This is a genomic window from Erysipelatoclostridium sp. An173, from assembly GCF_002160495.1.
Lineage (GTDB): Bacteria > Bacillota_I > Bacilli_A > Erysipelotrichales > Coprobacillaceae > Thomasclavelia > Thomasclavelia merdavium.
In genome coordinates this window covers 22959-47697 of record NZ_NFKR01000018.1, presented here as the reverse complement: position 1 = coordinate 47697, position 24739 = coordinate 22959, and the positions used below count along the sequence as shown (strand labels likewise).

General features: G+C 30.2%; 23 protein-coding genes. 6 read left to right on the top strand and 17 right to left on the bottom strand.

All coding sequences use genetic code 11. The features are described from left to right. Position 1 precedes the first annotated feature (1 nt). Positions 2–535: a hypothetical protein gene (locus B5F09_RS08940; protein WP_087373698.1), complete on the bottom strand. Its 534-nt coding sequence runs from the start codon at positions 533–535 to the stop codon at positions 2–4. Then, a complete protein-coding gene (rnmV, locus tag B5F09_RS08935; protein ID WP_087298696.1) occupies positions 516–1052 on the bottom strand; it encodes a ribonuclease M5 in 537 nt (178 codons plus the stop codon). Before rnmV ends, B5F09_RS08940 begins: the two co-directional genes overlap by 20 nt. A gap of 184 nt (positions 1053–1236) precedes the next feature. Between rnmV and B5F09_RS08930 the strand changes: the two genes are divergently transcribed. Together B5F09_RS08930 and B5F09_RS08925 are read left to right on the top strand one after the other, a co-directional pair. After that, the gene (locus B5F09_RS08930; RefSeq protein WP_087373697.1) at positions 1237–2145 is read left to right on the top strand and encodes an HD-GYP domain-containing protein; all 909 of its coding nucleotides are present in this window, start codon (positions 1237–1239) and stop codon (positions 2143–2145) included. 111 nt (positions 2146–2256) lie between these two features. Continuing rightward, the gene (locus B5F09_RS08925) at positions 2257–3594 is read left to right on the top strand and encodes an MATE family efflux transporter (protein WP_087373695.1); all 1338 of its coding nucleotides are present in this window, start codon (positions 2257–2259) and stop codon (positions 3592–3594) included. A 43-nt stretch (positions 3595–3637) separates the two neighbouring features. On the opposite strand, the gene B5F09_RS08920 is transcribed toward B5F09_RS08925, so the two are convergent. From B5F09_RS08920 to trxB, 7 genes are all read right to left on the bottom strand, one after another. Then, complete coding sequence (locus B5F09_RS08920; RefSeq protein WP_087298699.1) at positions 3638–3919, bottom strand: hypothetical protein; 282 nt, start codon at positions 3917–3919, stop codon at positions 3638–3640. Positions 3920–3957: 38 nt separating this feature from the next. Beyond that, positions 3958–4170: a helix-turn-helix domain-containing protein gene (locus B5F09_RS08915; RefSeq protein ID WP_087298700.1), complete on the bottom strand. Its 213-nt coding sequence runs from the start codon at positions 4168–4170 to the stop codon at positions 3958–3960. Then, a complete protein-coding gene (gene whiA / locus B5F09_RS08910; RefSeq protein ID WP_087298701.1) occupies positions 4171–5118 on the bottom strand; it encodes a DNA-binding protein WhiA in 948 nt (315 codons plus the stop codon). Positions 5119–5123: 5 nt separating this feature from the next. Next, positions 5124–5972, bottom strand: coding sequence for an RNase adapter RapZ (gene rapZ, locus B5F09_RS08905; protein ID WP_087373693.1), 849 nt, complete (start codon positions 5970–5972; stop codon positions 5124–5126). Between the two features lie 141 nt (positions 5973–6113). Continuing rightward, the gene (locus tag B5F09_RS08900) at positions 6114–7037 is read right to left on the bottom strand and encodes a hypothetical protein (RefSeq protein ID WP_087373691.1); all 924 of its coding nucleotides are present in this window, start codon (positions 7035–7037) and stop codon (positions 6114–6116) included. A gap of 45 nt (positions 7038–7082) precedes the next feature. Further along, entirely contained in the window at positions 7083–7661 is a 579-nt protein-coding gene (locus B5F09_RS08895; protein ID WP_087373689.1) for a uracil-DNA glycosylase family protein, read from the bottom strand. Positions 7662–7700: 39 nt separating this feature from the next. After that, complete coding sequence (gene trxB, locus B5F09_RS08890) at positions 7701–8609, bottom strand: thioredoxin-disulfide reductase (protein WP_087298705.1); 909 nt, start codon at positions 8607–8609, stop codon at positions 7701–7703. A gap of 139 nt (positions 8610–8748) precedes the next feature. Between trxB and bilS the strand changes: the two genes are divergently transcribed. Further along, a complete protein-coding gene (bilS, locus tag B5F09_RS08885) occupies positions 8749–9255 on the top strand; it encodes a flavodoxin family protein BilS (protein WP_087373686.1) in 507 nt (168 codons plus the stop codon). Between the two features lie 92 nt (positions 9256–9347). Here bilS and B5F09_RS08880 read toward each other — a convergent pair whose 3' ends face one another. From B5F09_RS08880 to B5F09_RS08850, 7 genes are all read right to left on the bottom strand, one after another. Next, positions 9348–10772 carry an ROK family protein gene (locus B5F09_RS08880; protein WP_158095834.1) on the bottom strand — a complete coding sequence of 475 codons (1425 nt, stop codon included), beginning with the start codon at positions 10770–10772 and terminating at the stop codon, positions 9348–9350. A 238-nt stretch (positions 10773–11010) separates the two neighbouring features. Then, complete coding sequence (lgt, locus tag B5F09_RS08875; RefSeq protein WP_087373682.1) at positions 11011–11820, bottom strand: prolipoprotein diacylglyceryl transferase; 810 nt, start codon at positions 11818–11820, stop codon at positions 11011–11013. Positions 11821–11823: 3 nt separating this feature from the next. After that, positions 11824–12759 carry an HPr(Ser) kinase/phosphatase gene (gene hprK / locus B5F09_RS08870; protein ID WP_087298709.1) on the bottom strand — a complete coding sequence of 312 codons (936 nt, stop codon included), beginning with the start codon at positions 12757–12759 and terminating at the stop codon, positions 11824–11826. A gap of 12 nt (positions 12760–12771) precedes the next feature. Further along, positions 12772–15594: an excinuclease ABC subunit UvrA gene (gene uvrA / locus B5F09_RS08865; RefSeq protein WP_087373681.1), complete on the bottom strand. Its 2823-nt coding sequence runs from the start codon at positions 15592–15594 to the stop codon at positions 12772–12774. A gap of 3 nt (positions 15595–15597) precedes the next feature. Next, positions 15598–16953 (bottom strand): CCA tRNA nucleotidyltransferase, encoded by a 1356-nt coding sequence (locus tag B5F09_RS08860; RefSeq protein ID WP_087373680.1) that lies wholly within the window; start codon positions 16951–16953, stop codon positions 15598–15600. After that, positions 16943–18916 (bottom strand): excinuclease ABC subunit UvrB, encoded by a 1974-nt coding sequence (uvrB, locus tag B5F09_RS08855; protein ID WP_087298712.1) that lies wholly within the window; start codon positions 18914–18916, stop codon positions 16943–16945. Before uvrB ends, B5F09_RS08860 begins: the two co-directional genes overlap by 11 nt. 145 nt (positions 18917–19061) lie before the next feature. Next, on the bottom strand, positions 19062–20537 hold the full coding sequence (locus tag B5F09_RS08850) for a S41 family peptidase (RefSeq protein WP_087373678.1): 1476 nt from the start codon (positions 20535–20537) through the stop codon (positions 19062–19064). Between the two features lie 352 nt (positions 20538–20889). Here B5F09_RS08850 and B5F09_RS08845 point away from each other — a divergent pair, with 352 nt between their 5' ends. The 3 genes from B5F09_RS08845 (at position 20890) to B5F09_RS08835 (ending at position 23814) form a co-directional block, all read left to right on the top strand. Next, positions 20890–21630: a MurR/RpiR family transcriptional regulator gene (locus tag B5F09_RS08845; RefSeq protein WP_087373676.1), complete on the top strand. Its 741-nt coding sequence runs from the start codon at positions 20890–20892 to the stop codon at positions 21628–21630. A 68-nt stretch (positions 21631–21698) separates the two neighbouring features. After that, on the top strand, positions 21699–22385 hold the full coding sequence (locus B5F09_RS08840) for a DUF6198 family protein (protein WP_087373674.1): 687 nt from the start codon (positions 21699–21701) through the stop codon (positions 22383–22385). 1 nt (position 22386) lies between these two features. Continuing rightward, positions 22387–23814, top strand: coding sequence for a 6-phospho-beta-glucosidase (locus tag B5F09_RS08835; RefSeq protein WP_087373672.1), 1428 nt, complete (start codon positions 22387–22389; stop codon positions 23812–23814). A gap of 118 nt (positions 23815–23932) precedes the next feature. On the opposite strand, the gene B5F09_RS08830 is transcribed toward B5F09_RS08835, so the two are convergent. Next, positions 23933–24736, bottom strand: a complete 804-nt coding sequence (locus B5F09_RS08830) for an N-acetylmuramoyl-L-alanine amidase (protein ID WP_087302875.1) — start codon at positions 24734–24736, stop codon at positions 23933–23935. Positions 24737–24739: the final 3 nt, after the last annotated feature.

The following is a 24739-nucleotide window of genomic DNA, read 5'->3' as shown; positions in this document are numbered from 1 at the left end:
TTTATACCCTTATTCTAAAAATTTTACCATTTCTTTTAAAATCACCATTATCGCTTACTGTTGTATAACTGCCGATTTCTTGTCCTAAACGTTGATATAGACTAAAAGCCTGAGGATGTGATGATTTTAAATACATATATTCTTTATTTTGATAATATGGTAAGATGATTTCTTTTAACCAATAAGTACCATTTCCACGTCCTAATGGCGATATATGAAAATAATTTAAAACAATATCATTATCATTAGTTTTGAAAAATTCCTGATCAAAAAATTTTATTGAATCAATCTTTCCTGACGAAATCATTGCTATTCCCAAGCATTGCTTATCTTTATACATAAGATGATATTCTACTTTTATATCAGGATCTTTTTGTAGTTTATGAATTAACTCATTACAATGATATACTTCATTATAGTCATCAAAGTTATTTTGATATTTAACTTTTAAGTTATCAATAAGTGCATTTAAATATTCCCCTTTAAATACATCACTAACAACAAAATCAAATCCATTATGACTTGCAATTTTCATCTGCTAATCTCCTTAATATCTCTTCTTTAGTAATTCCTACCATATTTAACCTTTTAAATAACGTCTTTACATTCCCATATCCTAAATTAAACAAATCATATACTGCTAATCTTCTTTGTTTATTACCAATAATATCTAAATCAATAAACTCTTTCCAAGTAATACTTTCTTTATTAGCATCAAATGTTACTACATTTTCAATCGCTGCAATAACTGCTTCTTTTTTAGCTTCAGCAATCCCTAACTTCTTTTTACCTACAGCATCTTTTTTAGCAACAAAAGCATGTTTACATTCAGGTATTTCTTTTTGAATTTGATCACGAATCTTTTTACCAGGAAAATCAGGATCAGTAAGTACAATAATCCCTCTTTTTTTACTAGCTTCTTTAATTAATGCCATTGTCTTATCATCTAAAGCTAATCCATGAGTTTCAATTGTATCAACTTCAAATAACTCTTTTAATAAAGCCGTATCTGTTTTTCCTTCAACTACAACAATTTCTTTTATCTTTTTCATAATTTTATTTAAATTACTAATCCTCCTTCAACTACTTTAAAATATGCGACTATCATACAATAACAGTTCCATCAAAACAACAGTCCCTATTGTTAATTATAACGATAACAACCATAAAATAAAAGGTTATAAATTGACATCATAAAATTCATTAGTTACAATTTACTGTTAAGAGGAACACATTATGGAAATAAAAAATAATAATATTCAACCAAAAAAAACTATTTTTAATGGTAATAGTTTTGAACTATTATATTCAAACCCTAATTTAGAAATTATTAAAGGAAATTTAAAGGCTAATACTTTTGATATCATTAAACCTGTTTATAAATCAGAAAGTGTTAAAAATATTTTTATTTTAACTGGTAAAATAGCTGTTGATTATTATCAAGAAAAGCCGTTAATATTATCTAATAATGATACTTTAACTTTAACAAATAAAAGCAATAATCATCTTTTTAAAGCAATTGAAGATACTGTTATCTTAGTTATTTGTAATTATCAAGGTTTTAATCAAAAAATGGATCAATTAGAACAATTATCCAATATTCTTACAAAACTGCATCAAAAAGATGTCAAAACTAAAGAGCATTGTTTACGAGTCCAGCAATTAACAATGAAAATTGCTGATGAATTAAATATTCATAATAATTTATTATCTGATTTATTTTATGCCGCTTGTTTTCATGACGTAGGAAAAATAGCTATTCCAACTGAAATTTTATTAAAACCCGGTCCCTTAAACGATCAAGAAAAAGAAATTATTAAAAAACATCCTCAAATATCATATCAAATGATCAAAGATATTCTTAGTAATGAAGCTAGTCAAATGGTTTTCCAACACCATGAAAGAATCGATGGCAGCGGTTATCCCCAAGGACTTGCTGGTGATAAAATAAATTTAGGAGCTAAAATTATTGCTGTAGCAGACGCTTATGATGCCTTAGTTACTAGCCGGCCATATTGTGGCAGTATGGAAGTTAATGAAGCTATCACAATTTTAAAACAATTTGAATCAACTCATTATGATAAGCAAATTATAAACGCACTAATAAGCTGTTTAAAAAAAGATAACTTATTGACAAGTAAATAAGATTAAGATAATATATGATAGCTATTGAAAGAATAAAACTTTTAGAGCTATAGATTTTCTCGTTTCTGATTATTAAACGAGAACTATAGCTCTTTTTTTAGGAGGAATTTTATGAATCAAACATATAATGAAATGGCGAGTAAACCCGTTTTTCCATTATTGATGAAAATGGCAATCCCACCGATGATTTCCATGCTGATCCAATCTTTGTATAACATTGTTGATAGTATTTTTGTCGCTAAAATAGGTGAAGAAGCTTTAACTGCTTTATCACTTGCCTATCCCCTGCAAAATCTATCACTAGCCTGTTCAGTCGGTATTGGAGTTGCTATTAATGCCTTGATTGCTAAAAGCCTAGGTGCCAAGCAAAATAATGAAGCCAATAATATCTGTGATCATGGTATTGTTTTAGCTTTATTCCATTCTTTACTATTTGTCCTAATGGGTATCTTTTTGATGAAACCGTTCTTTATGTTATTTACTAATGACCCATTAGTTTTACAATATGGTATCACTTATGGAAGTATTGTTATTACTTTTACTTTCGGTTCAATAATTCACATTACCATTGAAAAGATGTTCCAGGCTACTGGTAATATGATTATCCCTATGTTTCTTCAAGGAATTGGAGCTATCATTAATATAATTCTTGATCCAATTTTAATTTTTGGTATTAATGGTTATTTTGAAATGGGTGTTGCTGGAGCTGCAATTGCTACAATAATCGGTCAAATGACTGCTTGTTTACTAGCTATTATTTTATTTATTAAAACATCGGATTTAAAAATTTCATTTAAGAATTTTAAGTTAAATAAACAAACGATCATTAAAATCTATTCTATTGGTATTCCTTCTGGAATAATGCAAGGATTACCATCATTATTAGTTTCTTTATTAAATGGTATTTTAGCAACCGTATCTCAAAGTGCAATTGCCTTTTTTGGAGTTTATTATAAACTACAATCATTTATTTATATGCCAGCAAACGGTTTAATTCAAGGAATGCGACCACTAATCAGTTATAACTTTGGTGCTAATCACCTTAATCGGGTTAAAGAAATTATCAAAGTTTCAATTATTTGTAATGGTATTATTTTATCTTTAGGAACAGTCCTCTTCTTTGTTTTCCCAGAACCAATTTTATCATGGTTTAGTGCAACTGATGAATTATTGAAAATTGGTATTAGTGGTTTAAGAATAATTTCATTTAGTTTTATTGTATCAACTATTGGCGTTGTTATTTCTGGGGTATTTGAAGCATTAGGTAATGGCCGCAATTCTTTAACTATCTCACTATTAAGACAATTTATCATTACTTTACCATTATCATACGTTTTATTACAGTTAGTTGGTTTAAATGGGGTATGGGCTACTTTTGTTATCGCTGAAACGATTGCTAGTATAATTGCCTGGTTATTATTAAAGAAAGAATTTAAGAGTTATCAATAAATCTACCAATTGGTAGATTTTTTGTTTATAAAAAAGGATGATCTTAGTCATCCTCAAATTCTTTGTAGTCAACATCAATAATATCTTCACTACCACGACGATATTGCTGTTGGCTATAATATGCCTTTTCTTGTTCTTCAGCTTTTCTTTTTAATTCTTCTTGATATTTTTCAACTTTTTTAGCATATGTACGCTTTTTTATTGCCGAATAAATTAATAAAGCAGCAATAATTATCCAGGTAATCGGACTAGTTAATATATTAAAGATTAAACTTAATATTACAAAGATAATCAAAATTATTAAAATCGCATAATATATTGGCAATCAAATCAACTCCTTTACATCTATATCATACATATTTATTATTTAAAATCAAATAATTCTTTGATATTAACTGAAAAACCCTTGGAAATTTTTTCAATTGATTTTAAAGAAATATTACGTGTACCACGCTCAACATCAGAAATATAGTTTTTTGATAAACCGCACCGAAAAGCTAACTCTTCTTGAGAAATTCCTTGTTTTACACGTAATTCTTTGATTCGATGACCAAATCTTACTTCTATTTTATCCATTTAATCACTCTCCATCTGGATCAACCTTTTGGCTTCATCACTAATTTTTTTAAATCGATGATGCAAACCAGATTTACTAATTGTTTCTCCAGTTTTTTCATAATAAGCTTCCGTTAATTCATTTAAAGAATACTCCGGATTTTCTTTTCTTATCATTGCTACATTTCTAGTTTTTTCATCTAACATATCTAACCCAGAAAACATCTCAATTATTTCAATATCTTGTAACTGACGATTAGCCGTAGCTAATGTTTTTACCTCATTAGCTATATCACAATTATTCCAGCGATTTACTGTATTTGACATATTCCGATCTATTCTAGTACTTTCAAAATTCATTACTGATTGACTAGCACCAATAGCTCTTAAAAAATCTCCAATCTTTTCTGATGATTTTAAATATACAACATACTTATTACGACGTTTAATAACCTTTGCGTTTAATTCATAGGAATTAATCAAATCAGCAATAAACTTAGCATAATCTTCTTCATTAAAACTCATTTCTAGATGATAATTAGAAGTTTCAGGGTTATTTACACTACCACATGATAAAAAAGCTCCTGCTAAATATGCTCGTTTACAGCAATCTTTTTTAATTATTTTAGGATTAGGTATTTGACTAAAACCTAATCCTTGTAGTAAAGATAAATCATCCAGTATCTCCCTTGCTTTAGTAACTCTTAAAATATAAACATTATTTTTCTTTAGTTTCATCTTTCGAGATACCAAAAACTCAATTTGCGGATCGTATTCTTCTTTTAACATCTTATGAATTTTTGAAGCAATTTTAGCATTTTCTGTTCTAATCGTTAAAGAAAGCCCACTATTTGATAAAGATAAAACACCATTTATTTTAATAACTGCACAAAGCATTGCCCTTTGACAACACGATTCAAAATCATTAAATACAACTTCCTCTTTGACAACTCGTGAAAAAGATACCATTTTTATTAATGATCAGCATCGCGATGCAAACGATGCACCTGATAATATTTACTATAATGATCAGCAAAATAGTTAGTCAAAGAAACTGAACGATGTTGCCCGCCAGTACAGCCAATTCCAACAATTAAATGCATTTTTCCTTCTTTATCATATTCATTTAATAAATAATCTAATAAATCCAGCATTTTCTTAATAAATATCTGGGTCTCTTCTTTTTCAATTACATAATCATAAACTGCTTTATCATTGCCTGTTAAATTACGTAATTCTTCTACATAAAAAGGATTAGGTAAAAAACGAACATCAAATAATAAATCAGCATCTTTAGGTACTCCATGTTTATACCCGAAAGAAACAAATGTAATTCTAAATGGATCTACTTTTCCTTTACTAAAATAATCTTCTAATAAATCCTGGAATCTAGCTCCTTTTAATTTTGTAGTATCTATTAATAAATTAGCCAATCTAGAAATCGGTTCTGCTAATCTTCTTTCAAATTCGATTGCTTCTATTAAAGAAGATGCTTTATTAGAAATTAATAATGGATGTGTTCTTCTTGTTTCCTTATATCTTTTAACCAAAACTTCATCATCACAATCCAAAAATACTACAGTTAAGTGAATCCAATCAATATTAGATAATAAACGAATTGCTTTTAAAGCATCATCAAGACTTACTGCCATGGCAACTCTTTGATATTTAGAATTGTCCTGTACTAATTCTGCAAACTCCGTTAACAATGCTACCGGATAATTATCAATACAGCGATATGCTAAGTTTTCAAAACAAGCCATAGCACTTGTCTTTCCAGCACCAGACATCCCAGTTACAATTACAATTTCAACTTGATCCATAATATCACTTCACTTTCTATTTATATTTTATCAAAAATACATCTATAAGTGTATTTTATTTTCACTATTTTCACAACTTATTTACATTAATTGGTAAAAATAAGTTCTAAGAAAATATTTTCTTAGAACTTATTATAAACATTATTGACCATTAAATTTACGTACTAATTTTTCCATCATACTTTTAGAAATTCCAAATTTACTACATAAAATATCTTCAATCTCTTCAGTAGATTTACCAGCCAACTCATTTTCATCAATACCAAATTGATTCATTATCCCTTTAACTCGATCATACATTTCACTATCACCGTGACGATACTTATCCATCATATCATCATAAAATTTCTTAGCATTTTCAATTTTCTGTTCTTCTTCTAGATCAGCTTGATTAAATACTGCTTCTACTTTTTCAAGTTCATCAATTTCATCACTATCAAGACCTAGATCATCAAAAAAAGCAAGGGCTTGATGACATAAATTCACTAACTCATATTGATAATTTTCATCATCTAATTGTTCAATCATTGATAAATCCTGATAAAATTCCTGAATTTTATTTTTTTCTATTAACGTTAATTCAATATCTTCATACTCATCATTTTCTAAATCCTGTAAAACAATTGGTACATAATAAGCAACCTTTTCATGATTAGTCATAATCATTTCTATATCTAAATCAGTAATCTTTGATAACAAATTAACAAAAATTTCAGGATCGATCGTTTTATTAGAAAAAGCATAATTTTTATCATTGGTTTTAATAACCGCTTTTATAACGGGATCATGACGATGTTTTTCTAACGAAAGTGCAATAATATCTTGATATTTAAAACATCCAGCTTGACCAAACTTAAAATATATAGCCTCTGGTGTTATTATCATTCCCTTACTACCATCTAATTCATCACTGATATCAATAAAAGCCAATATTTCAAAAACATCAAAACTACCAAAACTATAAATGGCATTACTAATTTGACTAGGTAAATTTTCTTTGTCATAAAATTTTCCCTTAATCACTAAATCTTGATTTAATGTCGCAAACATTTCGTTATCTACCATTAAAATCCCTCCAAACTATTGAACTTATTTTACTAGAAACCTTGATTAATTGCAATTACAATAAAAAGCGATTATTTTTCGGATTTCTACCAACCTATTTTCAAATTCAGGATTTGCTTTAAACCAACGCATATTTAAAGGCGATGGATGTGGTAAAACAATTGCTAGTTTATCATTTGTTTTTTGATTTTCAAAAACCAGGTCGCTAAGCTTTTTATCAGGAAAAAACAGTTTAGCACTATAACTGCCAATAATAATATAAATCTCATTATTAACTAGTTGCATTTCTTGATGTAACCATTTTTGATAACAGCATTTTGGTGGTCGACGATCACCACCACTAGCTGCTTTTCCTGGATAACAATGCGCTAAAGACGTTAGATAAAAAATATCTTGATTATAAAAAGTTTCTTGACTAATCTGGTACCATTGCAATAACCGTTTACCACTTAAATCGCTAAATGGAACTAAACTTTGATTTACTTTATATGAAGGGGCTTGTCCAATTTGCATGATCTTAGCATTTTGATGACCCCAGACTACGGGATGAAATTCATGATTGAAATCATCTTTACAATAACGACATTTGCGTATTGCCTGCATTAACTGATCAAAATCTTTCATAGCTTACTAAAACACAGGTCGCAAAAGACCTGTGTATGATTATCTGCTTAATTTTTGCCCTACTTGCTGACCAACGATTGCCCCATCATTTGTTGCTGTAACAACCTGACGCAATACTTTTTGACGAACATCACCAGCAGCATAAATACCATCAATTTTAGTTTCCATTAATTCATTAGTAATAATATAACCATTTTCATCAGTAATTCCTAAGTCTTTAACAAAATCAGTTACAGGATCTAATCCTACAAATGGGAAAACTCCCTTAACTTCTAATTCACTAATTTCACCAGTAACAGAATCTTCTAACGCTAATTTATCAACTTTGTTATCTTTAGCAATTAAATGATGTGGTTTTTTTAGAAAATGAATTTCAATTTTATCATTAGCTTTTACATGATCTTGAATAATTTTATCAGCTCTAAATACATCACGGCGGACAATTAAATGAACTTTAGAAGCAAACTTTGTTAAATAGATGGCTTCTTCTAACGCTGAGTTTCCACCACCGACAACAGCTACTTCTTCATCTTTAAAAAATGGTCCATCACAAACAGCACAATAAGAAACACCATGTCCTGTCAGTTCTTCTTCATTTTCAATTCCCATTTTTCTTTCTTTAGTTCCAGTAGCAATTAATACTGCTTTTGCCTGATAAGTATTATCAGTAGTTACTACTTCTTTATAGTCACCATGATCTATTATTTTAGTTACTTCTCCAAAAACTTGTTTTCCACCAAATGATAATGAATGTTCGTACATTTCATAAGCTAATTCAGGTCCTGTTTTCTTTTTTTGACCTGGATAGTTTTCAATTTCAGCACTAACGTTAAGTTTTCCTCCTGGTGCTCCAGCATCTAACATTAAAACACTAGCACCAGCTCTAGTAGCATATAAACAGGCACTCATTCCTGCCGGTCCAGCTCCAATAATAATTAAATCTTCCATTTGATTCACTCCTATTTTATATTTAATATTACCCCTTATTTTCCCTTTTAGTATAACATACCATTTTAAAAGCAATAAACAATATGCTTTATTATTTAGCCAATTAAGTTTATACTATATATCTAAGAGGTGAAAATTTATGAAAGTTACGATTATTTTTGATAGTAATACTGGCAATACCAAACAAATTGCCTCATGTATTCAAGAAACATGCCAAGAGCAAAATATAGAATTAATTGAAAGTATTGATGATGCTGATTTGATTTTTTTAGGTACCTGGATTGATAAAGGAAATTGTAGTCATAAAATCCAAGAGATTTTAAAATCATTAAAAAATAAAAAGATTGCTTTTTTTGCAACCGCTGGATTTGGTGGTAGTCAAGAATATTATGATAAACTAGCAGCTCGTTTTGATACTACTGTTGATTCTAGCAATCAGATTTTAGGACATTTTTTCTGCCAAGGTAAGATGCCTCTTGCAACAAGAGAACGTTATGTCAAAATGATTCAAGAACATCCTGAAGATAAAAGGCTACAAGTTAGTCTTGATAATTTTGATGCTGCCTTAAGTCATCCTGATCAAAGCGATTTAGATAACGCTAAAAAATATGCTTTAGATATTTTAAAACAAGTAAATACAAACTAATTTAATATTAAACTTAATGGGCATTAGTGTTTGTAACTACACTAGTGCCTATTTTATATAGATAAAAATCGATATAACTAACAATAAAAAGACTATAATTTTTGTTTATTATAATCTCTTGCCCCTAATATCATCAAGCCAGCTAATATATACTCTTGTAGATGTTCCACTTTAACGATCTTAACTGTAAAATTTGCAACATCTTTATTAAATCTTTGTTCAACTTTAGTTTTTATTAAATCCACATCATTAACCATATCACTATAAATAACAAACACTTCTGGTGCGATTATACATGAGATTGTAACGATCATTTTATAAACTAACTCATTGATTCCTTCAGGGGTTTTATTTAACTCAGCTTTATTCTCAGATAGTTCTAGTGGCAGAAATTTAACTTCACCAGCCAGATGAAAATTACCTTGAATTAACTCACCATTAATTACTGTTCCTAAACCAGCATCCAAACCAATTGGCTGAAATAAAAAACAAAAAGAATCATAAATATCCTGTACACCATAATATCCAATTGCAGCTGCATTTATATCATTAGCAATAATAAATTCTTTTTGGTACTTTCGCTTTAACTCTTTTGCTAAATCAATATTATTAGCATTTACAACAAATGTACTAACAACTTTTCCTGAATCTACTACTCCAGGTAATGAAATTGCAATCTTTTCAATTTTATCATAATTAACTAAAACAATATCTAATACATCGTAAATATCTTCGATAGCAATTGTTTGTTTTATAATTTCATTTTGATAAATAATTTTTTTATTCTTATCATAAATACGATAGTCAATATATACTTTGCCACTATTTTTATAAACTGATAAGCATAATATCATTGTGTCTAATTCAACATTTCTTTTAATTAATAATCGATCACTATCTTTATTTATTATATTTGTTTTATTATTATAATTACTAATAAATCTGATTAAGTTTAATACATCATATTTAGCAAAAACTTTAGGTGGTATTTTAAGAACCTTTTGTTCTTTCAATACTTTTTGAATATTAGCACAAAGATATGATATCTGGGGTGCTAATAAAACATAATCATAATTAAGCCCTTTTTCATAGACATCAAGATATCGTGTCGCCCTAGCTTCAATATCTAAATCTAATAGTCTTGATATTTCATTAATTTTTTCAGCAAAATAACCTGTTGTTAATCCTCCTGAACAACAAAGAAGTATCTTAGTTGATGGCGTAGTTGAAATTTTTTTAATTGTTTTTACCATTTCTTCAAAAAGATGTTTTGCGTGATGAAGATTTTTCATTTGAAAATGAAGATAAAATTCTGTTTTATGCTTTATTTTATTAACTACTGTTAATTCAATAATATTATATTTATTGAAAGTAATAATTCCTTGACTATCTTCATTTTCTAAAATAATAATCTGATGATTATCAGGATCTTGAAAGCAACGATATAACCTATTTTTTTGATTCAATATCCAATAATAAAATATTTCAGTATGAATGTCTTTTAAAAATTCATCCATCATAATTCTTCCCCAGCTTTTAATAGATTAGTTTTTATCATTTATATCGCCTCCCACATATCTTTTATTATATTTATTTTTATCAAAATAAATATAATTTTTAATTGATTGATAAAAAAGTATTATTATTTTTTTGAAAAATATCTTCCAAGATAAAAATATTTAGATTTATTCAACGTTTTTCAAAATAAAAAAATACACCCTATAATCCATTTCTAAATTATAGAGTGTAATTAATTTAAGCTTTCATTTCTTTAATAACTGGTTTGCCTCGTTTTTTACAATAAATAAAGCCAATTACTCCAACAATAACAAACGCAATTGATACTAACTGGGCAGTTCTAAATCCCATCACATATAAACTATCGGTACGTAAACCTTCAATAAAGAATCTTATAATACCATACCAGATAAAATAAGAGAAAAACTGTTCGCCCTGCTTAGTTTGAATTTTACGAATAACAAAAAATATCAACAAGAATCCAATAACATTCGCTACTGATTCATACAAAAACGTTGGCTGATAATATACACCATTAATATGCATACCATTAATGATAAAATCTGGTAAGTGAAGTGATTGTAGAAAATCTAAACTTACAGCACTTCCATAAGCTTCTTGGTTAAAGAAATTTCCCCAACGTCCAAAAGCTTGAGCTATTAAAACCCCAGGCATAATTGCATCACCAGCAACCATATAATCAATATTATGTTTTTTAAAATACCATAAGCTAAAAGCAATTCCAGCTATCAACCCGCCTTGAATTGCCAGACCACCATGACGGAACATGATAATTTCTAATGGGTTTTGAGCATAAATCTCATCCCACATAAAAATAACATACCATAACCTGGCTCCTAAGATACCAGTAATCATTACCCCAAAAAAGTAATCTGATAAAACTTCTGGATCATAGCCTATTTTTTTAAAATTATGTTGTCCAAGTTTATAAGCAATAAACGCTCCTGTGATAATAAAAACTGCATACCAGGCAATTGAAAGTGATCCTATTTGTACGAACGTTTTTGCATCAGGAAAAAAAGTCATATTCTACCCCTTATTTTTATCAATATTTTTCAAAATTCTATCAACAAATTCTTTACTAGAATCAACACCGTATTCGCGTAAACGCATATTCATAACTGCAGCTTCAATAATCACTGACATACTACGTCCACTTGAAACAGGTACAACTACTTTAGGAATTTTAACACCTAGAATTTCTTCAGTAGCTTCATTTTCTTCAACACCAACCCGTGTATATTCACGTGATGGTACCCAACGGTCTAATTGAATAATTAAGTTAACTTCATCTTTATCTAAAATTGAGCTAATTCCAAACATTTTAGATACATCAATAACACCAATTCCTCTAATTTCCAATAAATTTGCTAGAACTTCAGGTGCTTTACCGACGATACTTTGTCCTAAGTGATATAATTCAACAGCATCATCAGCAACTAATAAATGGCCTCTTTTGATTAACTCTAAAGCGATTTCTGATTTACCAATTCCACTATCACCTTTTATAATTACACCCTTACCATAAATATTTAAGAAAACTCCATGAATAAGTGTTTCTGGTGCTAAGACTTCATCAAGAATATTAGTTAATTCAATTGAAACTCGCCCAGTAGCTGACTCAGTTACGAAAATAGGAAAATTTTTCTTACGAGCGATCTCAATTAAAATAGCTGGACATTCATTTCCTTTAGCGACAATAATACATGGAACCTCATCATTAATTAAAAATGGAAATATTTCACGTTGTCTTTCTTCAGACATTTCATTAATAAAGGCTGATTCTTTATCACCAAAAATAATAATTCTTCGAAAATCACTATGTTTAAAAAATCCTGCCAACTCAAAACCAGGACGATTAATTTCAGCTACAAATATCGGCCGTTCTAAAGATTTTTCATCACCAGTTACTTGAACATAATGATCATTATTTAATAATTCACCTACAGTAATTGACTTTGGCATTATGCTTCCTCCCTATAACATTTTCTTTAAAAACATTCCAGTATAACTTTTTTCACACTTAGCGACTTTTTCTGGAGTACCGAAAACTACAACAGTTCCACCACCATCGCCACCTTCTGGACCAAGGTCAACAATATAATCAGCTACTTTAATAACATCTAAATTATGTTCAATTATTATAACTGTATCACCCTGATCAACAATTCTTTGTAAAACTTCAATCAATTTGGCAACATCACTACTATGTAAACCAGTAGTCGGCTCATCTAAAATATAAACAGTTTTGCCAGTTGGTTTTTTCTGTAATTCACTTGCTAGTTTGACACGTTGTGCTTCTCCACCTGATAAAGTAGTTGCACTTTGTCCTAATTTTATATAACCTAATCCAACATCTTCTAATGTTTTCATCTTAGTTTTAATTTTTGGTAAATTACCAAAGAATTCAACTGCATCCTCGACTGTCATTTCTAAAACATCATAAATATTTTTATCTTTATATGTAACTTGTAAAGTTTCTTCGTTATAACGTTTTCCACCACATTGTTCACATGGAACATATACATCAGGTAAAAAATGCATTGAAATTCTCTTTAGCCCATCACCTTGACAAGCTTCACAGCGACCACCTTTAACGTTGAAACTAAATCTACCTTTATCATATCCACGCATTTTAGCTTCATTAGTTTGCGCAAATAAATCACGAATATCATCAAAAACACCTGTATAAGTAACTGGATTAGAACGTGGTGTTCTTCCAATTGGATCTTGACTAACTTCAATTACTTTATCAATATTTTCTAATCCTAAGATTTCACGATGTTTTCCTGGTTTTTCTTTAGAATGATAGATTTTAGCCATCATTGCTTTACCCATAATTTCATTGACAAGGGTACTTTTACCACTACCAGAAACACCTGTAACAACGGTTAACGTTCCTAGCGGGAATTTAACATTGATATTTTTTAAGTTGTTTTCACGAGCACCTTTAATTTGAATAAAGTTACCATTGCCTTTACGACGTTTTTTAGGTACTGGTATTTTAAGCCGTCCTGATAAATATTGACCAGTAATCGATTTAGGACAGTCCATCACCTCTTGTGGCGTTCCAGCAACAATTACCTGACCACCATGAACCCCGGCTCCAGGACCAATATCAACAATAAAATCACTTGCTTTCATTGTATCTTCATCATGTTCAACTACTAATACACTATTACCAAGATCACGAATATTTTGCAATGTTGCAATCAATTTATCGTTATCACGTTGATGCAATCCAATTGATGGTTCATCTAATACATATAATACCCCAGTTAGGCGCGAACCGATTTGAGTTGCTAATCTAATACGCTGCGCTTCTCCACCTGATAAACCACCAGCTTTTCTTGATAACGTTAAATACCCTAAACCAACATCATTTAAAAATGTTAGACGATCTTTTATTTCTTTTAAAACCAGATTAGCGATTTTAGCTTCATATTCGTTCAATTTTAAATTATTAACAAAATCTAATGCTTTTTCAATTGACATATCAGTAAACTCACTGATATTTAAACCACCAACACGAACACTTAAAACCTGTTCATTTAAACGACGTCCTTTACATGTTGGGCAAGTATGTTCAGCCATAAATGAGGCATACCATTCTTTTGACCATGAAGAAGTTGTTTCTTCATAACGACGTTCAATTAATTTTTTTACCCCTTCAATTGGACGAGTTGTTTTAGAAACATTACCGCTACTTGAAACAATCTCATATGAAATTGGTTTATCTGAACCTTCAAAAATAATCTTTAATTCTTTTTTAGTAAAATCTTTTAACGGCTTATCTAAATCAATTTTATAATGACGACATAAAACTAAAAAACGCTGCCATTCAATTCGTTCAGTTCCTACTGATGACTTAAAAAACCGAATTCCACCTTGATTAATACTCAAATTCCAATCAGGAATCAATAAATCCTCATCAACTTCATTTTTAATTCCTAACCCACGACAGTCAGGACAAGCTCCTAAAGGATTATTGAAAGAAAATAAGCGTGGTTCTAATTTAGGAACACTAAACCCACATTCAGGACATGCAAGATGTTCTGAAAATAAATTTTCTGTTCCTTCACTTAAATTGGCAACAATAACCTCACCACCGGTTAATTTCAAACCGACTTCTAAAGAATCTATTAAACGACTACGATAGCCTTCTTTTTTTACAATTCTATCAATTACAACATCAATATTATGCTTTTTGTTTTTATCAAGTTTAATTTCTTCATCAAGAAGCATAACTTCACCATCGACTTGTACTCTGATATAACCATCTTTCAACAAATCTTCAAATAAATCTTTGAAAGTTCCTTTACGATTTTTAACTACCCGAGCTAAAACCTGCAATTTTGATCCATCTGGATATTTATCAATTGTATCTGCCATTTGTTTAATAGTTTGTGACTCAATGACAATACCATGGTTAGGACAATATGCTTTTCCAATTCTTGCATATAATAATCGCAAATAATCAAAGATTTCTGTTACAGTTCCTACTGTTGAACGAGGGTTATTAGAAGTCGTTTTTTGATCAATTGCAATAGCTGGCGATAATCCTTCGATACTATCAACATCCGGCTTTTCCATATTCCCTAAAAACTGTCTGGCATAAGCACTTAATGATTCAACATAACGACGCTGTCCTTCAGCATAAATTGTGTCAAACGCTAACGAAGTTTTACCAGAACCAGATAATCCCGTCATAATTACTAATTTATTTTTAGGAATCTCGATATCGATATTTTTTAAATTATTTTCTCTAGCCCCTTTAATGACCAGTTTATCATGTTCCATATTTTACCTACCTTTTAACATCTTTAATATAGCCACACGATCATGTCCTTTTAGCTGTTGATCATATGCCCACTCTAATATCTCTTTATATTTGGATGATGGCTCAATGCCAAGTCCTTTTAAATCATTACCATTTATCACTGGCTCTTTAGCCTCTTTACCTAATCGAGCCATTTTTTCTTTCATCACATAATCAAATCGATTAATATTTTCATGTTCATCTTTATATCTACCTAGTTTATCACATTTTGTTATTAAAATTAAGTCATCTACCGGTACAATTCCATTTATTCCTTTTAGAATTTTAAAATAGCCATAATCACGAGCACCATTTCTTACCATATTCATTAAATGCATATGATAATAAATCATTGTTCTAATGTAACGCTGTAATTTTTTATCTGGTATATAACAAGTAACCTGGCTATCAAAAATCTTAACACCGGATTCATTATGGCGTGGTGCCCTTCCTTCTGGCGTCGTTACTTCAGGCTTTCCAATATCATGAAGCAAGGCACTCCACATAAAACCTAATGGATTACTTGTTTTATGGCGACATAAAGCCGCTAAATCTGTTACTAATAAAGTATGTTTCCAAACGTCACCTTCAGGATGGAAGTCTAATCGTTGCATTGTTGATGATAAAATATCTAGACATGGCCACAAAGCTTTAATTTCTTTTAGAAAAGTTAACCCAATTGAAGGACGCATACTTAACAGTAATTTATTATATTCTTGGAAAATGCGTTCATTGCTTAAAGTATCTAATAACTTTTCTTGTACCATTTTTTTACAGATGGCTTTTGTATTAGGGTCGATATAATAATCAAATCTTGAAGCAAACTGTGCTGCTCTTAACACACGCAAAGGGTCTTCAGCAAAACTACTAGCATTAACCATTCTGATTGTTCGTTTATTAATATCATCAATTCCATGATAAAAATCATAAATCTTTCCTGTTTTTACTTCATACATAATAGTATTGATAGTAAAATCACGTCTTGATGAAGCTGTTTTTAAATCTAAATGTTCATTGACAGTCACTTCAAAACCTTGATGACCTAAGCCATTTTTACGCTCGATTCGCGGCAAGGCAAAATCGTAATTAGGTAGTTTATCTAGTTTTAAAATGCCAAATGATTTTCCTACCAGATTTACTTTACCATATTTACCTAGTATTTGTTGTAAATCGTCGATATTTAAATCATAAATTTCTACATCAACATCATGATAGTCAACATGACCATACATCAACATATCCCTAACAATTCCACCGACTAGAAAAACCCGTCCGCCTAAGCAATCAATATCTTTAAATATCTGGTTTACTAAAGCTTCAAATTGGTATTTATTTTTCACCTTGTAACTCCAGAATAATATCTCTTAATTCCATTGCTCTTTCAAAATCAAGAACTTTAGCGGCATCTTTCATTTGTTTTTCAAGCTCATGAATCATTGCCTGTTTATCTTTCTTGCTAGCTTTTCGTCCTTTTTTAACAAGACTTGCAGCATCATCAATAACTTCTTGACCATGAATAGCATCACGAATTTCCTTGTGAATTGTTGTTGGGGTAATATTATGTTCTTTATTATATTTGTTTTGGATACCACGGCGACGATTTGTTTCTTCAATAGCATAAGCCATTGAATCAGTTATTTTATCACCATACATAATTACTTTACCATTACTATTACGAGCAGCTCTTCCGATTGTTTGAATCAAAGAACGTTCACTTCGTAAAAAGCCTTCTTTATCAGCATCCAAAATACATACTAAACTAACTTCTGGTAAATCTAATCCTTCTCTTAATAAGTTGATTCCAACTAAAACATCATATTTACCTAATCGTAAATCTCTTAAAATCTCAGTACGTTCTAGTGTTTTAGTATCACTATGAAGATAAGCAACTTTAATACCCAATTCTTTTAAATAAGCACTTAAATCTTCAGCCATTCGTTTAGTAAGAGTCGTAATCAATACACGTTCGTTTTGTTCTTGACGTAACTTAATTTCATTAATGATATCATCGATTTGATCTTTAGTTGGACGAACTTCAATAATTGGATCCAATAGTCCAGTTGGACGAATAATTTGTTCAACTACATGATGATCAACTCGCTCTAATTCATAATCTCCAGGTGTTGCTGAAACATAGATAGCCTGATTAATTAATTGTTCAAATTCATCAAATTGTAATGGCCGATTATCTAAAGCACTTGGTAACCGGAAACCGTATTCTACAAGGGTTTCTTTACGAGAGCGATCGCCATTAAACATTCCTCTGATTTGTGGTAGCATAACGTGACTTTCATCAACGATCAATAAAAAATCTTTAGGAAAATAATCTATTAATGTATAAGGACGTTGTCCTGGTGCTCGACCATCGATATGTCGTGAATAGTTTTCAATTCCAGGACACATACCAACTTCACGTAACATTTCAACATCGTGGCGAGTTCTTTGTTCAAGACGTTCATATTCCAATAACTTGTTTTCATTTTTAAATACTTCTAAGCGTTCTTCTAATTCCGCTAAAATCGTATCACATGCTTTTAAGGTTTGTTCTTTAGTTGTTACATAACCATAAGCAGGATAAATCGTATATGTTTTATATACACCTAAAACATGTCCGGTCAAAGGATCAACCTCACTGATTCTTTCAACAGTATCACCAAATAGTTCAATTCTAATTAAATAACTTTCACTATGACCAGGAACAATTTCGATTACGTCACCACGTACTCTAAAAGTTCCTTTTGTTTGTTCAATATCGTTTCGCTGATATTGACGATCAACTAAATATGTCAATAATTCACGACGATCAATATCCTGATCTACCCGCAATGAAAATATCATTTCTTTATATTGTTGCGGATTCCCTAATCCATAAATTGAAGCAACTGAAGCCACGACAATAACATCATCTCTTTCTATCAATGAATTCATAGCTGCACTACGAAGCATTTCAATTTCATAATTAGTTTTAGCATTTTTATCAATATATAAATCCCGACCAGGGATATATGCCTCTGGCTGGTAAAAATCGAAGTTAGAAATAAAATATTCTACTCGATTTTCAGGAAAAAACTCTTTTAATTCTGAATATAACTGTCCGGCTAATGTTTTATTATGTGCTAAAACCAATGTTGGTTTTTTAGCTGCCGCAATTACATTAGAAACAGTAAAAGTCTTACCAGTACCTGTTCCACCTAGTAAAACCTGTTCTTTTTTTCCGGCTTTTATCCCATCTAACAATTGTTCAATTGCAGTTATTTGATCACCCATTGGGGAAAATGGTGATACTAGTTTAAAATCTGGCATAAAAACACCTCCTATGTCCTTTCTATTATAACAAGAAACTTGCAAACTTAAAAGAATTATGCCCATTACTAGACTAACTATGCTTTCAATATTTTTTACCAAATTATTACATTAATAAATAAAAAGAGTTAGAAAAAAACTAACTCTATTTGACTAACTCCATTAACTTTTGATACTGATAATCATTGGCATCATCATTTGCATAGATTAATACTGTCGCTTCTAAGATTTGGCGATCAGCATCACTATAAATTCCATCAACCGTTAAATTATTAGCTTGTTCAAATTGTTGTAAGGCTGTGACAGTTTGACTTGAAAAATATCCATCACTGCGATCACAAGTATAACCTAAACAGTTTAACATTTTTTGCATTGAAGCTATAGCAGTTCCCACACTATCATAGCCCATATCACTTTCTAAACTTTCTGATGTAATTTCACTAATATCTATATTACTTACTGAATAATCAGGTGTTAACCCCTTGCCATCAATCCAAGTATCACTAGGTAATAACCATCTAGCATAAGTATACTTCAAAACAGAACCATCACTTAATTGTTTTTGGGTCTGGGCTGTTCCTTTACCATATGTCTGATCACCAATTAGTTTATAGCCTAATTGCTCTTGTAAAGCCCCTGCCACAACTTCAGAAGCTGAAGCGGTGTTTCCATTTACCAGAATATAACCATTTATAAAATTATATGTTTTGCTATCATCAGCTTCATATTTTTCGACTGTTCCATTTTTATATTCCATTTGGAATAATAAATCTCCTTCGTCAAAAAATAAATTCAATACATCTTGAGCAGCAACTAAATAACCACCACCATTATCACGTAAATCAATAACTAATGTATCTATATTAGCTTCTGCAAATGATTGTAAAGCTGCTTCTAAATCGCTTGCTGTTGTCGTTCCAAAAGTATTAATCTGCACATAACCAAATTTTTTATCATTATTAGTTTGAATTTCACTTTTAACTGCACTATCGATATTATTTCTAGTAACATCTACCTGCATTTCTTTACCGCCACGGATAATTGTTAAAGTAACAGTAGTATTAGCTTCCCCGCGAACTAAGTCAGAAATTTCAGTAGCTGTTTTCCCAGCTACATCTTGTCCATTAACACCGGCAATAATATCTCCGACTTGTAAGCCAGCTTCCATCGCTGGAGTATCTTGATAAATCTCAATGATCATCGTTCCTTGACTAACAGTTCTTTGGACAACACCAATCCCTACATAATTACCATCAACACTTTGATTAAAAGCTTCAGCTTCTTCAAAAGTATAATAATCGCTATGTTGATCCCCCAACGAAGCAACTAATGCTGAAATTGTATCCCCTTGAATATCAACCTCTTTACCACTAGCGTTGTACCAGTTATCATTTAATACTTGATACGCCTCATCAATTACTGTAGTTTCACTAGAAGAACTACCACTTTCAGGAACTACTTGTTTAGTTAAATATCCAGAAACAAAACCAATTCCTAGACATACGATCATACAAATGATAAAGACGGTTTCTTTTAAATGTCGTCCTTTTTTAGGTTTTTTTACAGGAACTTGATTTTGTTGTAGATTTTGATTTTTTTGTGGGCGAATAAAATCATCCATTTAATAATTGAGTCGTCTAAATACGACTCCCTCCTCTCTTTGTTAGGCTATTTATTAACCTCGTATTTAATAATATGTTATTAATTAGTATTATTTAATAATTATTAACCAAAAACACCTAATAAAAGTCTATATTTTACTTTTATTAACTGTTTAATTGAATATTTATTATACCTATTCTATCCTCACATCTTTATATTTTAGCATATAATCTAAATATTTTTTAGTAAAAATTGAAAAAGATTATAAAATCTAAAGTGAAAAGTTAAATTCCACTTTAAATTTTTTATTTTGATCTATCAGTAGTGGTTGCAAATATTCCATGTTATAATTTGTATATGAGGTGAATAATATGATTATTGATAAAATGAATGATATTTTAAATAGTAATTCAACAAATACAACTCTAGGTGAGTTATGTTCGTATATCAAAGCAAATATTCATCGAATCCCCAAATTAAGTATTGATGATATTGCCAAAGAATGCTTTATTTCAAAGGGACAAATATCAAAGTGTATTAGAAAATTAGACTATGAAAATTATGAAGAATTTAGAAATGAATGTATGCAGTATTTAGATTCCCTTACAAAAAGAAAAAAGTTTATAAATCCACAGGATAGTTTTGCAACAAATGTAATGCATTTTACAAAAACTATGATTAATAATATCCAATATACAATTAATCATATTAATTTAAACTTACTTCATAACCTCATGCAAGATATAAAAAAAGCAAATAAAGTTTATTTATATGCTCATGGTGATGCTAGATCGCTTTGTTATAATATGCAAAGAGAGTTACAAATATATGATATTCAAACAATTATTTGTGATGTTGATTTTAATAAAGATTATCTTTTTTTTAAAAATGATCTTTTAATTGTCTTAAGCACAAATGGCTATTCGTTTCATTATAATAAACGAATTATTAAGCGAATAAGAGAAGCGAATGTTGATAAATGGTTAATGACATGTAACAAAAACATTACCCTATGTCAAAATCAAATCGTTATTCCTCTCCTTGAAGAAAAATATAGTGAGTATATCATGAAATATATTATTGATATTCTTTTATTAGAATTACAAAACTAGTTTCCAAATTGGAAACTTTTTTGTTTTTTTAAGTCTATTTTTATAAGATATTTCCTGGAGGGAAGAAGATGAACAAGAAAGCAATATCTAGTGAAATTATTTATGTTCTTGCAATTGTGATTTTAGCTTTTGCTGTTAATTTAATGTCCATGGCTAATTTAGGCATGTCAATGATTGTTTGTCCTGCTTATATTATAAGTGAAAAGTTTGATTTTTTAACTTATGGACAAGCTGAATATTTAATTGCAACCATGGTGTTTATTATTTTTTGTTTAGTAATGAAAAGATTTAAGATTTCATATCTACTATCATATCTTACTGGTATTTTATATGCGTTATTTTCTGATCTAATAAAGATTTTAGTTCGGATTTTCAATCAAAATTTAACGATTTCTATGAATATGAAAATAGGGTATTATTTTATCGGGATGATTTTATCAGGGCTTGCGGTAGCTTTGTTTTATAAAACATATCTATATCCACAAGTTTATGATTTTTTTATTAAAGTTGTTGCCCAAAAATATCAAATTTCTATTAAAATTTTTAAAACTTGTTTTGATTGTAGTTTTCTAGTTATATCATTCATTATCTCTTATGTATTATTTGGTGAATTAGTTGGTATCGGTATTGGTACTGTTATAATGGCATGTTGCAATGGGATGATGATTGAACAATTTCAAAAGATCTTTGATCGTTATTTTATTTGTATCCCGTATTTTGGAAAATTAAAAATATATTTAGAAGGAGGTCTTTAAAATGGGATTTAAAGAAGGATTTTTATGGGGTGGTGCTACAGCTGCTAATCAAGTTGAAGGAGGTGTTTTTGAAGGTGGGCGCGGTTTAGCCAATGTGGATTTAATGCCCCATGGAAAAGATCGCTATGCTATTGGAATTGGGGAAAAATGGATCGATCAAATAGATGATCATTATTTTCCAAGTCATCAAGCGGTTGATTTTTATCATCATTATAAAGAGGATATTGCTTTAATGGCTGAAATGGGCTTTAAGACTTTTAGATTATCTATAGCCTGGACAAGGATTTTTCCAAAGGGAGATGAAATAGAACCCAATGAAGAAGGATTATTATTTTATGAAAATATTTTTAAAGAATGTAAAAAATATGGTATTGAACCATTAGTAACAATTAATCATTTCGATTGTCCAATGTATCTTATCCAAAAATTTGGTGGTTGGAGAAATAGAAAAATGATTGATTGTTTTGTAAAACTGGCCCGAGTGTTGTTTGAAAGATATGATGGTTTGGTTAAATATTGGTTAACTTTCAATGAAATTAATATGATTCTTCATTTTCCATTTGTAGCTGCCGGATTACGATTTGAAAAAGGTGAAAATAAAACACAAGCTATGATTACCTGTGCGCATCATGAACTAGTTGCCAGCGCCTTAGTTACTAAATTAGCTCATGAAATTAATTCAGAAAACATGGTCGGTTGTATGCTGGCAGCCGGTTCATATTATCCTGAAACTTGCAAACCAGAAGATTATTGGCAATCTATATGTGATGATCGCGAAAGCTATATGTTTATTGATGTTCAATCACGGGGGTATTATCCTAACTATGCCTTAAAATGGATAGAAAAAAGAAAGGCAAAAGTACCATTTGAAGCTAATGACAAACAGATTTTAAGTGAAAATACTGTCGATTTTATTAGTTTTTCTTATTATTCATCTCGTGTTTCTAGTGCCAATCCAGATAAAGGCAAGCAAACCGAAAGTAATATTTTTGCTTCAGTTATTAATCCATATTTACAAACTAGTGCTTGGGGTTGGCAAATTGACCCATTAGGTTTAAGAATTACGATGAATGAAATTTATGATCGTTACCAAAAACCATTATTTATTGTTGAAAATGGTTTAGGCGCTAAAGATATTATTGAAAATGATGGTTCTATTCAAGATGATTATCGTATTGATTATTTAAAGAAACACATCCAAGCGATGAAAGCTGCGGTTGAAGAAGATGGTGTTGATTTAATGGGCTATACTACTTGGGGCTGTATTGATTTGATTTCAAATGGAACTGGGGAAATGGAAAAAAGATATGGTTTTATTTATGTTGATAGGGATAATAATGGTAATGGGACTTTTAGACGGATAAAGAAAAAATCTTTTTATTGGTATAAAAAAGTTATTGCTTCTAATGGTGAAGATTTAGATAATTAAATAAAAGGGTAAATATGCACTATATGGCATATTTACCTAATTTTATTTTTTATCAATAAACTTAATTTAAAGCCAAACCATTATCAAAAAAAAGATTGGATGATAATCATAGCCAATCTTAACTTAAAAAATCATTTATTCCTAAAACAATACCATCAACAATTTTATCTTGATAAGAACTATCAATTAACTTACTTTCTTCATCAGGATTTGATAAAAATCCCATTTCCACGATCGTTACTGGTACTTGACACCAGTTGATTCCACTCATCGTATCTGTAATAATTGTCCCGCGATTTTTACTACCCGTTAAATTACATATTTGATCAACTACCGATTTAGATAAACTTTGACTTGCAGTTGCTATATCACTGCAATATGGATTTGATGTTGATGGTGCCATCGTTAAAGTTCCCGTCACGCTACTTGAATCATCACTATTACAATGAAGTCTAATAAAAGCAGCCGCATTATTTTCATTAGCAACAGCAGCCCGTTCACTATTAGAGATATCAACATCTTGACTTGTTCGTACCATGATTACTTTATAACCTGAAGCCTCTAATTTTTCCTGTAATTTAAAAGCTACTTCAAGATTAATTTCTGATTCTAATTTTCCAGTTGATACTCCAGTTGCTCCAGTAGTTACTTTCGCTTTAGTTGTACTAGCACCTGGTCCAATTGGTTCTTTAGAACTATTGCCATAGCGTTGATGACCGGCATCAATAACAATCAGTTTATTATCACCAACAACTGGTAACTCAACACCGGTTGAACTAGTTATTTGTGCTTTTCCTTCTTGCATAGCAATACCATTTGCTTCTTGCTGGCGCACTTTTGATTTTACTTGTTTACTACTATTTCCTTGCTGACATCCTGTTATAATAAACATAATTAGTAAAACACTAAGTATTTTCTTCATTTT